This is a genomic window from Labrenzia sp. THAF82 (assembly GCF_009363435.1).
Lineage (GTDB): Bacteria > Pseudomonadota > Alphaproteobacteria > Rhizobiales > Stappiaceae > Roseibium > Roseibium porphyridii.
In genome coordinates this window covers 6,043,804-6,057,540 of the sequence record NZ_CP045354.1, presented here as the reverse complement: position 1 = coordinate 6,057,540, position 13,737 = coordinate 6,043,804, and the positions used below count along the sequence as shown (strand labels likewise).

Sequence of the window (13,737 nt, the reverse complement as noted above, 5' to 3'; positions counted from 1 at the left end):
ATGTCGGTCCATGAAAAGGAGCGACAGCTAACGCCAAGCGGCGTCACAAGCTCTGAAGAGCACGAGGCCGTCAATGACCGTTTCGAAGCAATCGTCGAGCATCTGAGGCGCGAATGGCAACTCTACCTCATGCTGTTGCCGATGATCATCTGGTTCATCGTCTTCCTCTACAAGCCGATGTACGGTCTGCAGATCGCGTTCAAGGACTACTCGATCTTTCGCGGCATTGCAGGCAGTCCCTGGGTCGGGTTGGAGCATTTCGAGACACTCTTTGCCAATGATCAGTTCCTTCGTGCGATCAAGAACACGGTCACGATCAGCGCGCTCAACCTTCTGTTCGGTTTCCCGGCGCCGATCATTCTGGCTTTGATGTTCAATGAGGTTCTGAACGCGAGCTACAAGAGGACAGCGCAGACCATTGTCTATCTGCCGCATTTCATCTCTTCGGTGATTATTGCCGGCATCGTCATCACTGCCTTCTCGCCGACCGCCGGCATCGTGAACACTGTCATCAGTTGGTTCGGACTTGACCCGATTTACTTCCTCACCCAGCCGGAATGGTTTCGGCCGATCTTCATAGGGACGGGCATCTGGCAGGAGGCGGGCTTTGGGTCGATCGTGTTCCTGGCAGCAATCGCAGGCGTGAATCCATCGCTCTATGAAAGTGCGGTCGTGGACGGCGCTAACCGGTGGCAAATGATGTGGAAGATCACGATCCCGTCGATCCTGCCGACGATCCTGATCATGCTGATCATCCGTATCGGAAACATCATGGAAGTGTCTTTCGAGCTGGTCATTCTGCTTTACCAGCCCGCAACCTATGAAACTGCCGATGTCGTGAATACCTGGATCTATCGGCAGGGTCTGCAATCGGGTCAGTACGACCTGGCTGCAGCAGCAGGTCTCTTCAACGCAGTTGTCGCCTTTGTTCTGGTGATGACGGCCAACACCTTGTCGCGGCGCTTCTCGCGCACGTCGCTTTGGTAGAGGAGGCGGATCAATGATGAATTGGAACCTTTACTCTCGCGGCGACAAATTCTTCGCCATCGTGGTCTCGGTCCTGATCGGCATGTTCACGGTCGCGACGCTTTACCCGTTTATCTATATCGCGGCGGTGTCTTTCAGTTCCGGATTTGCAGCGCAGGCAGGAAAGGTGGTTCTCACACCGATCGATGCGACGCTCGAGGCCTATGGATATATCCTCAAGGACCCGCAATTCTGGATCTCCTACCGCAACACCTTCATCTACACGATCGGTGGAACAGTGATGAGCCTTGCGTTCATCATTCCAGGCGCGTACGCGCTTTCGCGGCCGCAACTGAAGGGGCGCAGGTTCTTCAACCTCTTCATCGCCTTCACCATGTGGTTCAACGCGGGGCTGATACCGTTTTTCCTGAATATGCGGGACCTGAACCTGCTGGACAGCATGTTTGGCATCATTCTCGCCTTCGCCGTGAATGCCTTCAACGTCATCTTGCTGAGAAATTTCTTCGAAGCGATACCGAAAAGCTTTGAAGAGGCCGCACGGATGGATGGGGCCAATGACTTTCAGGTTCTTTGGAAGGTGTTTGTGCCCCTCAGCAAACCGGCCATCGCGACCATCACACTTTTCTGCATCGTGTCGCGCTGGAACGGGTTCTTCTGGGCGATGGTGCTCTTGCAGAGTGAGGACAAGATCCCACTGCAGGTATTTCTGCGGCACACGATTTCAAATCTCAGCGATGACGACGAATTCGCAATCGTGCAAACCGCGGCAGGGTTCAGCGCCGAAACCGTGACTGCCGCAATCATCGTCTGCTCCATCATCCCGGTTTTGATCGTCTACCCCTTCATTCAGAAATATTTCGAGAAGGGAATTCTTCTCGGAGGGGTCAAAGAGTAGTCGCAATGAACGCAAAGGGAGGAAACCATGCGTAAACTTACCTTGTCGGCAGCTGTCTTGGCCGCAACTGCCCTGACGACACCCTCGTTGGCGGACGACCACCTCAAGATTGTCGAAGGTGAGCCGTTGGAACTGACGATCCAGATGAATCACGCACGATATCCAGTCTACAAGGAAGACTGGCCGGTGGAACAACAGGCCCGGGAATGGACCAACGTTCACCTGATCGACGTGACTGTTGGCGCCAACATGCGCACCGATGAGAACACCGGACGCACGGAAGCCCTGAACCTGATGCTCGCCGGGGGAAAGATCCCGGACATCGTCGGCTCCAGCCGGATCAAGGATTTTGTCAATCAGTACGGCCCGGAAGGCGCATTCCTGCCGCTGAACGACCTGATTGAAGAGCACGCGCCTAACCTGAAGGCGTATTTCGACGAGCGGCCGGAGATTGCTGCTGCGATTTCGGCGGCCGACGGCCAGATGTACTACATCCCCTATCTGCCGGACGGGAAGTACGGGCGCGCCTACTGGATCCGAACCGATTGGCTCGAAAAACTGGGGCTGGACGTTCCGGAAACGGTCGAAGACTTCGAAGCGGTGCTGCGTGCGTTCAAGACCCAGGACCCCAACGGCAACGGCGAAGCGGATGAAGTGCCTTATTTCGCCCGTCAGTGGCCTGAGCTCATTCGCCTCGTCACGCTTTGGGATGGCCGGTCGTCCGGCTCCGATACCTACCACGATTTCTATGTCGACAATGGCCAGTTGAAACACCCTTACGCGGAAGAAGGCTACCGCGAAGGTGTCAAGAACCTGGCGCGTTGGTATGCCGAAGGGCTCATTGATGCGGAGATCTTTACCCGTGGCAGCTCGGCGCGTGATTTCCTCCTGTCGGAAAACCTCGGAGGAGCAACCCACGACTGGTTTGCGTCGACCTCCGGCTACAATCGTTTGTCCTCGGATATCGAAGGGTTCGAATTCAAGGCGATGGCGCCACCTGCCTCGATCTCGGGCAAGCGCATCGAGGAGCATCGCCGTATCCCGATCAAACCGGACGGATGGGCGATCGGTCACACCAACGAACACCCTATCGAGACCATCAAGTATTTTGACTTCTGGTTCACAGAAGAAGGCCGTCGTCTGGCGAACTTCGGCGTTGAAGGCATGCATTACGACATGGTCGACGGCAAGGCGGTCTTCAAGCAGGAGTTTCTGGATGCTGGCCCTGTAAACCGCTCGCTCTACCAGATCGGCTCACAGCTACAGAGCCGCGGCTACTTCCAGGATTATGGTTATGAGATCCAGTGGTCGAACGAATATGCCCTCGAAGGCATCGCGCTTTACGACGAAGGAGACTACCTGATCGATCAGTTCCTTGGCGTGGCTTTCGATGCGGACGAGCAGAAAGTCTATGACAAACACTGGAGCTCGATCCGAGACTACATGCTGGAGCGGCAGCAAAGCTGGATCCTGGGCAATGGTGACGTGGAGGCCGAATGGGACGACTACCTCGCCCAGTTGGAAAAACTCGGTCTGAACGACGTGCTTGAAGTCATGCAGTCCGCTTATGAACGTCAGTATAATAAGTAAAACAATCGCTTAACAGGTCGTTCGCCACAAGGCGGATGACCTTTTCCTGCGAGCAAAGAAGTGTCATGTCAGTGAATAGTGATCTGAAACCGGGATTTTTGGACCAGCCGAAAGCTGGGCGTCTGAACATTCAATACGGGCCTGCCAACGGCGCGACTGTCGACGAAGTTCCGCCCAGATTTACCTGGATCCCGGACATCGAAGAGAGTGCGCGTTACGTTTTGCGGGTTTCCTCAAGTCCGGATTTTCCCGCAGGTGACACGACCATCTTTGAAAACCTGAAACGAAATTTCTTCACGCCCGACCAGGTGCTGGAACCTGGAACATACTATTGGAGCTATGCGATCTGGGACGAAGGCGCCAGGTGTCCCGCCTCTCAATGGAGCACCATTCGGCAATTTGACATTCCAGCCGATCTGCCTCGCTCACCGCTTGCCGCTGCTGCCACGCGATACGATCACTGCAGCCGCGCGCACCCGCGGCTTTGGCTTACGATCGAGACCTTGCCGACTTTCCGCAAAGCCGTTGCTGCTGATGCCGATCATTGCGGCTGGTCAGTCTTTTTTGAAAAATCGGTCCGGCCCTGGATGGATCGTCCGGTCATGGCTGAACCGTCTCCTTATCCGAACAACCAGCGCACCGCACCGATCTGGCGTCAGACCTATATCGACTGCCAGGAACTCATTTACGCGATCCGGCATCTTGCCATTGCAGGGCATGTCCTGGAAGAAGAGCCCTTGCGGCTTAAGGCGAAGGACTGGTTGCTCGCTGCTGCAAGTTGGGATCCTGCGGGCACGACGTCGCGCGCTTATACCGATGAATGGGCGTTCCGCGTCACGCTTGCTCTCGCATGGGGGTATGACTGGCTTCACGGTGACTTAAGTGAAACTGAGCGTGAAGAAGTCAGAACCGCATTGCTGACGCGCACGCGCGAAATAGCCCATCACGTTTTCAAGCACGCCAACATTCACATCTTTCCCTTTGACAGCCATGCCGTGCGTGCGGTCTCCGCTGTCCTGATCCCTGCCAGTCTCGTTCTGCTGGACGAAGAAGGCTGCGAGGAGGCAAGAGACTGGCTCGACTGTTCGATCGAGTTTCTGTTCAGCGTCTATTCACCCTGGGGCGATGCGGATGGCGGCTGGGCTGAAGGACCGCATTACTGGATGACCGGTATGGCCTATCTGATTGATGCGGCCAACCTTCTGAAAAACTACACGGGTATAGATCTTTACAGTCGTCCTTTCTTCCACAAGACCGGAGATTTCCCGCTCTATACCAAAGCGCCCGATACGCGCCGTGCCACTTTCGGCGATGACAGCACGATGGGTGACCTGCCGTGTCTGAAGGTAGGCTACAATTTGCGGCAATTCGCCGGTGTGACCGGAAATCCGGCCTATCAATGGTTTTTTGAAGAGGTGAAACGGAACGATCCCGGCACTGAAATGGCTTTCTACAATTACGGTTGGTGGGACCTCAATTTTGACGACCTGATGTATCGAAGCGATTGGCCATCGATTGAACCGTCAGCTCCAGGTGACAACGACAAGCTGAGGTGGTTCAAGGGCATCGGTTGGGCTGCGATCCAGCACAAGATGGACGATCCGGACGAGCACATTCACTTCGTGATGAAGTCATCGCCCTTCGGCTCCATCAGTCACAGCCACGGTGACCAGAACGCCTTCTGTCTGTCGGCCTTCGGCGAGGACCTCGCGATACAGTCCGGACACTACGTTGCCTTCAACAGCTCCATGCACCGAAACTGGCGGCGTCAAACCCGTTCCAAAAACGCGATCCTGATCGATGGAAAGGGCCAATATGCCGATCGGGACAAGGCCAGGGCGATGCAGGCAACAGGTTGCATCGAAATCGCAGAGCAGCGCGAAGATCACATCTATATGCGCGGCAATGCGACCGCTGCCTATCGGAGCCTGACCCCTTCTCTCCAGAAAGTGGAGCGGGAAATCTATTTCGTGCATGAAAGCTATTTCGTGATTGTCGACAGCATCGACAGCGATGCTCCGGTCTCGGTGGATTGGCTGCTGCATGCCAATGCACCGTTCGAACTGGGCGATACCAGTTTCAGGTACTCCGGTGAAAAGGCCGGATTCTATGTCCAGTTTCTTTGGTCGGAAGCAGGAGCTGCAACGCTTTCGCAGGAAACCGGATTCCCAGGTGTGGATGAGGGCGACTATGAAGGATTGCCGGTCAGCACTTGCCTGAAGGCGAGTTTTCCGAAATCGACAAGACACCGCGTCGCTGCACTGCTGGTTCCCTATCCGGCAGATGATCCCAGACGCGTATTTCACTTCCTCGACGACCAGGGATACGACTGCGACCTCTATTTCTCCGACGCGCAGGAGAGGTCCTTCAAGGTTGTCATCGAGAAACTGGCGAAAGCCTGAACCAAAGAACACGAGACCGGCAGGTCCGTGAACAACACCCAAGGCATTACAAGGAGCCACTAATGGACCTCAAGGGAAAAACAGCAATCGTCACTGGCGGTGGCCGGGATATCGGTCGGGCATGCGTTATGGCGCTTGCAGCACGTGGCGCGAATGTCGCCATCAACTATTTCAGCAGCAGCAAGGGCGCGGACAGCGCTGTCTCGGAGATCACATCGGCTGGCGGCAAGGCCCTTGCCATGCAGGGCGACATGACAAAGCCCGACGATGTTGCGGCGCTGGTCAACCGAACGGTTGAGGAGTTCGGCGGCGTCGATATTGTCATGCCGATCACAGGCGGCATCGTCGCACGCCGGCCGCTGTCGGAGATTTCTCTCGATTACTGGCAGTCCGTATTCGATCTCAACACCACATCGGCGCTGCTCGTCATCAAGGAAGCCGTTCCGCATATGAAAAATGGCGGCGCTATTGTGACGATGGCCTCACAGGCCGGCAGAGATGGCGGCGGTCCGGGAGCTCTTGCCTACGGAATGTCGAAAGGCGCGGTCATGACGCTCACACGCGGATTGGCCAAGGAATTGGGCCCTGACATTCGCGTCAATGCGATGTGCCCGGGAATGATCGACACCGACTTCCATAATATCTTTACGAAGCCAGAAGTGCGCAAACACGTGGCTGGCGTGACGCCATTGAAACGGGAAGGGGCTTCTGAAGATGTTGCAAATCTTGCTGTTTTCCTGGCGTCCGAGCAGTCCGCCTTTATCACCGGCGCTTGCGTCGACATCAACGGCGGGATGCTTTTTTCCTGACGATTGGCGAGGGGGCTTCTGAGGCCCCCATATGCCGGCCTGCAATCTCCCGCGACCCGATTGGCGCAATGCTGAGATGCTCCAATCAATGAAGCAGATGCGAGAGGTCGGAGTAATTTATCTCAAATAAAACAATCGCTTAAACAAGTCGCGAAATTAATTTGTTTTATTGATTTTTTAACTTGTAAATATTTGTAAATTGCGTATCGTTTTATCAGGTCAAAAGGGAGGAACCAATGACCCTGTTCAATTCAAAGAAAGCTGGCATGCTGTTTGGTTCAGTCGTTGCCGCAAGCCTTGCATTCGCAACCGTTGCTGCCGAAGCACGTGACTTGCGCGGCTGGAATATCCATGTCGAGGACTACCCTGTTTCACACGGAATGGAAGCATTCCTGAAAGAGGTCGACGAAAAAACCGGCGGCGAAATAAGCGGTAAAGTCTTCCATGCGGGCGTGCTTGGTTCGCAGCCCGACGCAATCGAGCAAACCCGTCTCGGCGTGATCGATTTCGGTGTCTTCAGCCTTGGGCCGATGGGTCAGGTTGTTCCGGAAGCAAACGTGGTGTCGCTGCCGTTCATCTTCAAAAGCGTTTCGCAAATGTATGAAGTCATGGACGGTGAGCCGGGCAAGGCGCTCAGCAAAGGTCTGGAGGCCAAAGGCCTTGTTGCGCTCGGATATTATGATGCCGGCGCCCGTTCATTCTACACATCCGCAAAAGCGATCACGGAACCTGCTGATCTGACAGGCATGAAGATCCGCGTCATGAACAACGATCTCTTCGTCGGCATGGTTGACTCCATGGGTGGAAACGCAACCCCAATGGCCTTCGCGGAAGTCTATCAGGCAATCAAGACCGGCGTCGTGGACGGCGCAGAGAACAATCCACCGTCCTACGAATCCACCAACCATTTCGAGGTTGCTCAATTTTATTCCCTGACACAGCACCTGATCATTCCCGAGTGCCTGTGCATGAGCAAGCGGACCTTCGATTCCCTGACGCCTGAGCAGCAGGCAATTGTCATTGAGGCCGGCCGCAACAGCACCGAGCTTCAGCGCAAGCTGTGGCAGGAGCGGGAAGCTGCAAGCATGGCCAAAGTCGCTGAAGGTGGTGTCGCCGTGAACGAGATTGCTGACAAGGCAGCATTCCAGGCAGCCATGGAACCGGTTTATGCGCAATTCCTTGAGCAGAGCCCGGATCTGGCCGGACTTGTCGAGATGTTCAAAAACGCAGAATAATAGCGGATAGGGGCCGTGCTGAACCTTCCGGCACGGCCCCTTTCTATTTGGGGGAATATGATGTCGCACACCGGAAGCTTACTGGACCGGCTCGAACTTTGGCTGGTCTGGTTGAAACGTGTCTGCGTGTTGGTAGGGTCTGTGGCTCTCGTCGTTCTTGTTGCAACGTTCGGCTGGCTCGTGTTCGGGCGATACGTTCTCAATCAAACCCCCACCTGGGTTGAACAGCTCGCTCTTCTTCTCATTTGTTACATCACTTTCCTTGGTGCTGCCGTAGGCATTCACGAGGAATCCCACCTTGGCGTCACCCTTGTTCGCGATGCTCTTCCGCCAAAGATCAGACAATTGCTGCTGCTTCTGACGGATTTCGTGCTTGCCGTCTTTGGTGGCGTGATGCTGGTCGCTGGTCTTGAGCTCTTCAACTTCGGCTGGTCGACGTTGCTGCCCATGCTCAACATTCCTGAAAGCATAAGAACCGCAGCTGCGGTTGCTTGCGGCGGATTGATGGTTGTCTTTGCCGGAGCCCGCTTTCTGCTGCGCGGACGATGCGCCTTGCGCGGTGAGATCTACGAAAACAAAGAAAAGGTAAGCTGAGATGGGTCTCGCAATTTTGCTGGGTGTTTTTGCCGTCAGCGTCGTTCTTGGTGTGCCTGTTGCGTTTGCCATGGGAATATCTGCGGCGGCGGCATTCTGGTACGAAGGCTTCCCCTTGCTGATGACCTTTCAGCGGACCATTTCGGGGGTCACCACCTTTTCATTGCTGGCCATCCCGTTTTTCGTGTTTGCCGGAGAACTGATGCTGCATGGCGGGATCGCCGTCCGGCTTGTTAAGTTCGCATCCTCACTGGTCGGCCATATTCGCGGCGGTTTGGCATCGGTCAATATATTCTCAAGCATGCTGTTCGGCGGCATTTCCGGCTCTGCCATTGCAGATATCTCGGCGCTTGGATCGCTGCTCATTCCTGTCATGAAGGAAAAGGGCTACCGGCCGGACTACGCGGTTAACGTGACCGTGACATCGTCTATCGCAGGCATTGTTATTCCGCCGAGCCACAACATGATCATTTTCGTTGTTGCCGCCGGTGGGGGCATCTCGATCTCCAAATTGTTTCTGGCTGGCGTGATTCCGGGCATTCTCATGTGCCTGTGTCTGGCTATTGCCGCCTACTTCGTGGCTTTGAAACACAATTACGGATCTGAACCTTTCCCTGGCTGGCAGGTCGTTGCGCAAACGGCCATCACTGCAATCCCGGGCCTGATCACAGCCGTGATCATTGTCGGCGGCGTGTTGTCCGGCATCTTCACCGTCACTGAGTCCGGCGCCTTCGGTGCCATCTATGCGCTCGTTCTGACAGCCGTTGCCTATCGAACGCTCGGATGGAACGAATTTGTCGTCTCCGTCACCTCGGCCCTCAGAACAACCGCGATGGTGATGATCCTGATCGGGTTTGCGAGCTCTTTTGCCTATCTTCTGGCGCTTTATCAGGTGCCGACAAAACTCAGCGAATTTCTCCTCGGTATCTCCGAAAACAAGATCGCCATCCTGTTGATGATCAATCTGATGTTGCTCATGCTCGGAATGATCATGGACATGGCTGCCCTGATCCTGATCTGCACACCGATTTTCCTGCCAATCGCTCGTGACCTTGGTATGGACCCGGTGCAGTTCGGCATCATGATGCTGGTCAATCTTGGTCTCGGACTGTGCACACCGCCTGTCGGCACCTGTCTTTTCGTTGGCTGCGCCGTCGGCAAGATCAAGATCGAAGAGGCCCTGAAATCCATCTGGCCGTTCTATCTGGCACTGTTCGTGGCCCTTATGCTGATCACCTACGTGCCGGCGTTCTCAATGTACCTGCCGTCGCTGTTCGACTAGGTCCGAAAAGGCTAAGGGTGGTCCAGCTCTTTGCAATCGCGCTCAAACGACAAGTCAGAGCCCGTTGAGCCCCTGAGGTCAAAAATCCAATACCGACGGCTACCTGAGAAGTCGAGACTCACTAAACGTGGTGTATCTCAACACTTCAACACACAATTTAAGTATTCCCCCTGATCGGTTCAGTTTGTGCGTGAAACAACTATTTAAGCACGCCACACTGCAAATCTTTTGCAAGCGACTAGAATACATTGTGTGAGTTTTTTTGGTTTTAGTTGCCATATGCAGCGCGTCGAGGATGTGAGTTAGTGGAAAATGCAATGCTTATTGTTCGGCAAAAACGCTCTTCCTCAACTACACTGCTCAACAGTTCGGTGCTGTCTGCAACCCAACGCAATGCTTTTAAACTTAAGAATAGTCTTCTTGTCTTAAAATTACGTAGGAGTTAGTAAATTAAATTAATAAGTAGAAAAATTAAATATATTTTATCAGATATATTATATATCTTCGAGTAATATTGAAATATTTTAATATACATTATCATTAGATATTTGAAAGTTATCTATTCATAATTGAAAATCTCGCTCATACTTAGTCTGTCAATTTTCCGCCGCCGACCCTGCAGAACGTTGCTCTAGGCAAGGTCAACTTGCCTTTCCAAGCACTTGAGCATCAGGAAATCATGCTGCGATCAGTCCCGTCCGGGCTCATCAGGATTGCTGGAGAAAAGTGCAATCTTGTTGCCCTGCGGATCGCGAAGGTAGCCGACGTAAAAACGGGGACCGTATGAGGCACGGAAGCCCGGCTGGCCCTCGTCAGTGCCGCCTGCGGCGAGCGCAGCGGCGTGAAGGTCTCGAACCTGCTGCTGACTGCGAGCTTCAAAGGCAATCATGGCGCCGTTGCCAGCGGACGCCGTATTTCCGTCAAAGGGAGGTTTGACATAGAATTCCGGCTGAACGGCAGACTGTCCTGATTTGACAGGCAGCGTATAGCTCAGGCCCTCGGGACTCTCTTCCAGCGTATAGTCAAGGGCCGGCAGAAACGCGGAGTAGAACTGCTTTGCCCGCGCGATGTCATCAGCACCAACAGTGACGTATGCAATCATGCTGTGACTGCCCTTCCAGAGGTATTTGTGCAACGAGTTTGTTGCCTTATTAAGTAGAGCAACACACATTTGGGCTCAATTGCGATCTGACCTTCACGGCGGTCTCTTGCGCGCTCGCACACGCCCGCCAAAATGCCTGTTGGTTGAATGCCGCACCAAAGCAGACATTGATGTGATCAGGCTGAGAGCACTTTTGTAGGCCATTTGGCCATTCAGATTTCGGACGGATGGAAAAAGTAACGTCTAAAATTCACCGCGGCTTTTGACAAACGCTCAACAGACTGGCTCTCCAAATTGCGCCCGGCCACCACATATGAGTGGATGAAATGGTCAACTTAAGACCGCGCTGTTCGCTGCTCGAGCAGGACACCGCTAGTCCATCATTTAACTGCCAAGGGAACTTGCCTTGAGACACAACATCGCTTTTGCCCGTCTGCCTGACATTGAGCCCGCCGAGATTGAGTCTCACATGTCTGACCCAAGGGTCGCGGAACACATGCCGCTTTTGACATTCGAATGGGACGCGGCAGCTGTGGCGAATTTTGTTGCTCAGAAGGAAAAGTGCTGGGAGCGCGATGGGCTCGGCCACTGGGCGATATTGTCAGATGGCCGCTATGTTGGTTGGGGCGGTTTTCAGAAAGAGGGTGATGAGTGGGATTTCGGACTGGTTCTGCGGCCCGATGCCTTCGGTCTGGGAACTTCGATATCGAAAAAGGCGTTGGAGTTTGCGAAAGCTGACGAACGCATTCCATTCGTGACATTTCTGTTGCCGCCATCCCGCAAGAACCTGGGGGCTCTCAAGCGGATTGGAGCGCACTGTATCGGCGAGATTGAGTATGACGGTGCAAAATTCCTTAAGTTCCGACTTGAGACCGATCAATAACAACCAGACTTGATCGCCAGGTAAACGCTCAATTTTGGCGTCAAAGGGAAAGCGTTCGTTCCACGCCAATGTTCTGCAGAAATGCTTCATCGTGACTGACAACCAGGATCGCGCCATCGTAGTCGGTCAACGCCCTTTCAAGAATTTCGATCGCCTCGATGTCGAGATGATTGTTCGGCTCATCCAGCAGCAAGAGCTGGCGTGGTCTGCTATGTCCGAGCGTGCAGGCAAGACCAGCGCGCAAGCGCTGTCCGCCGCTGAGAGATCCGACCTTCTGCTTTGCGTCATCTCCTCGAAACAGAAATCGCGCCAGGATCGCCCGTCGCTCATTCTCGCCGGCATCCGGGTCGAGCCGCGCAAAGGCGTCTCGTACGGTCTCTTCCGGTTTCAGCAGGCTAAGATCCTGATCCAAAAGTGCCGTTGGAACATGAACCGAGACAGATCCGCTTTGTGGTTGAAGATCGCCGTGGATGCACGCAAGTAAAGTCGATTTGCCCGACCCATTCCTGCCTTCAATCGCGACACGTTCCGGTCCGCGAACCGCAAAGGATACGTCCTGAAGCAGGGGTGCCCCACCTGAATATCGGAACCTGAGGTCCTCAACGCGCAGCACATCACGACCGGCAGCAAGTCCGGATGGAGGAATATCCATCTTGAGGGGCTGCAAGATCTCGACGGACTTCTGCGCCGCTTCCAAAGCATCAGCGGCGGCCTGGGCCTGGCGGCGTTTAAGACGTGCTGCAGCACTGCCTGAAGACTGACTTCGTTCTTTTGCAGCATTTAGAATGAGCTTGGACTGGCTGCCGGATGCGCGGAGTTGTTTGCCTTGCCGGTCGGTGCGGGCCTTTCGTTCCATGGCCAGCTGCGCACGTGCTTGCGTATGTGTGACGGCCTGTTCTGCCCGCGCGAGTTCGGCTTCGGAGTGTGCCAATTCAGCGGCTTTCATTTGGCGATAGGTTTCGTAATTGCCACCGTAGCTGCGCGCACCAAGGCTCGTCAGCTCGACGATTGCGTCCATCGCCCCCAGCAAAATCCGGTCGTGGCTGGCAATAATCGCGCAACCGTTCCACGCCCGTAGTGCGTCGATCACACTGCGGCGTCCCGCTTCGTCGAGGTGATTGGTTGGTTCATCCAGCAAGAGTACATCCGGTTCTGCGAACATCAGCGCGGCGAGAGCCGCACGCGTGCGCTGCCCACCGGAGAGGGAACTGACCGGCAGGTCGATAGGCTGTTCGAGCCCCAGGTTTGAGAGGGCTGCGCCCAGTCGGGCCTCCAATGTCCAATCAGTATTTGCCAGATCTTCCGCCGTTGCCTCACCGCGTTCCGCACGATCCAGAAGGGCGAGTTGATCACGAACATCGAATAGATCGGCTAGCGTCTCGTTGGGGTGCTGTGCAGGATCCTGCCGGAGGAAACCGACCGATGGCGGTTTAATGATCTTGCCGCTCACAGGAGCGATCTCACCGCAGATCAGACGCAAGAGGGTCGTCTTGCCTGTACCGTTTCGACCGACAAGTCCCGTTCGGACCGGCCCGAAAGTCAGATTCAAATTGTCGAAAAGAAAGGTGTTGTCAGGAGTTTGCCAACTCAGGTTGGCGATAACGATAGAAGACATGGAAGATGCTCACGATTGCAAACCTCTGGGTTCAGGTGGTGAGCGTGTGGTCCATCGTCTTGTTCCAGTTCCTTGTATCTCTACCGGATCTCGTGTCTCTGCTGAATATAGGAACGGCCTTACAGAACCTCAATACACAGGGCGCGTTGTTCAGAAGCTGTTTTCGCAGGCGGTAGTTGATGCGAATGTCCACGTTTCCAAGACACACGGTAGTTTTGTTCGGAAAGAAGGCACTTGCGTATGATGAAAAAACCTTACGGCCTGCATTTGATGGCTCAACTGGACGTCGGAAAATGGGTTTTGAAAAACGAGAAGTCATTGATCTGGAGCGGCTATGAATATC

At 54.5% G+C, this 13,737-nt stretch carries 11 protein-coding genes; 9 read left to right on the top strand and 2 right to left on the bottom strand.

Annotated elements, in window-relative coordinates; all coding sequences use genetic code 11:
- The 8 genes from FIV00_RS27840 to FIV00_RS27805 all read left to right on the top strand — a co-directional run bounded on the left by FIV00_RS27840 (position 1) and on the right by FIV00_RS27805 (position 9,794).
- A complete protein-coding gene (locus FIV00_RS27840; RefSeq protein WP_152503750.1) occupies positions 1-987 on the top strand; it encodes a sugar ABC transporter permease in 987 nt (328 codons plus the stop codon).
- A 13-nt stretch (positions 988-1,000) separates the two neighbouring features.
- Positions 1,001-1,882, top strand: a complete 882-nt coding sequence (locus FIV00_RS27835; protein WP_152503749.1) for a carbohydrate ABC transporter permease — start codon at positions 1,001-1,003, stop codon at positions 1,880-1,882.
- 27 nt (positions 1,883-1,909) lie between these two features.
- On the top strand, positions 1,910-3,472 hold the full coding sequence (locus tag FIV00_RS27830; protein WP_152503748.1) for an extracellular solute-binding protein: 1,563 nt from the start codon (positions 1,910-1,912) through the stop codon (positions 3,470-3,472).
- Positions 3,473-3,537: 65 nt separating this feature from the next.
- Positions 3,538-5,874 carry a DUF4962 domain-containing protein gene (locus FIV00_RS27825; RefSeq protein WP_152503747.1) on the top strand — a complete coding sequence of 779 codons (2,337 nt, stop codon included), beginning with the start codon at positions 3,538-3,540 and terminating at the stop codon, positions 5,872-5,874.
- A gap of 62 nt (positions 5,875-5,936) precedes the next feature.
- Positions 5,937-6,683: an SDR family NAD(P)-dependent oxidoreductase gene (locus FIV00_RS27820; protein WP_152503746.1), complete on the top strand. Its 747-nt coding sequence runs from the start codon at positions 5,937-5,939 to the stop codon at positions 6,681-6,683.
- 236 nt (positions 6,684-6,919) lie between these two features.
- A complete protein-coding gene (locus FIV00_RS27815) occupies positions 6,920-7,918 on the top strand; it encodes a TRAP transporter substrate-binding protein (protein WP_247649298.1) in 999 nt (332 codons plus the stop codon).
- Positions 7,919-7,975: 57 nt separating this feature from the next.
- The gene (locus FIV00_RS27810) at positions 7,976-8,512 is read left to right on the top strand and encodes a TRAP transporter small permease (RefSeq protein ID WP_209006735.1); all 537 of its coding nucleotides are present in this window, start codon (positions 7,976-7,978) and stop codon (positions 8,510-8,512) included.
- Position 8,513: 1 nt separating this feature from the next.
- On the top strand, positions 8,514-9,794 hold the full coding sequence (locus tag FIV00_RS27805; RefSeq protein ID WP_152503745.1) for a TRAP transporter large permease: 1,281 nt from the start codon (positions 8,514-8,516) through the stop codon (positions 9,792-9,794).
- Positions 9,795-10,482: 688 nt separating this feature from the next.
- Here FIV00_RS27805 and FIV00_RS27800 read toward each other — a convergent pair.
- Positions 10,483-10,896: a VOC family protein gene (locus FIV00_RS27800; protein ID WP_152503744.1), complete on the bottom strand. Its 414-nt coding sequence runs from the start codon at positions 10,894-10,896 to the stop codon at positions 10,483-10,485.
- 406 nt (positions 10,897-11,302) lie between these two features.
- On the opposite strand from FIV00_RS27800, the gene FIV00_RS27795 reads away from it, so the two are divergent.
- Positions 11,303-11,779: a GNAT family N-acetyltransferase gene (locus FIV00_RS27795; RefSeq protein WP_152503743.1), complete on the top strand. Its 477-nt coding sequence runs from the start codon at positions 11,303-11,305 to the stop codon at positions 11,777-11,779.
- 40 nt (positions 11,780-11,819) lie between these two features.
- Here the strand turns inward: FIV00_RS27795 and FIV00_RS27790 are convergent, their stop codons facing one another.
- On the bottom strand, positions 11,820-13,394 hold the full coding sequence (locus FIV00_RS27790; protein WP_152503742.1) for an ABC-F family ATP-binding cassette domain-containing protein: 1,575 nt from the start codon (positions 13,392-13,394) through the stop codon (positions 11,820-11,822).
- Positions 13,395-13,737: the final 343 nt, after the last annotated feature.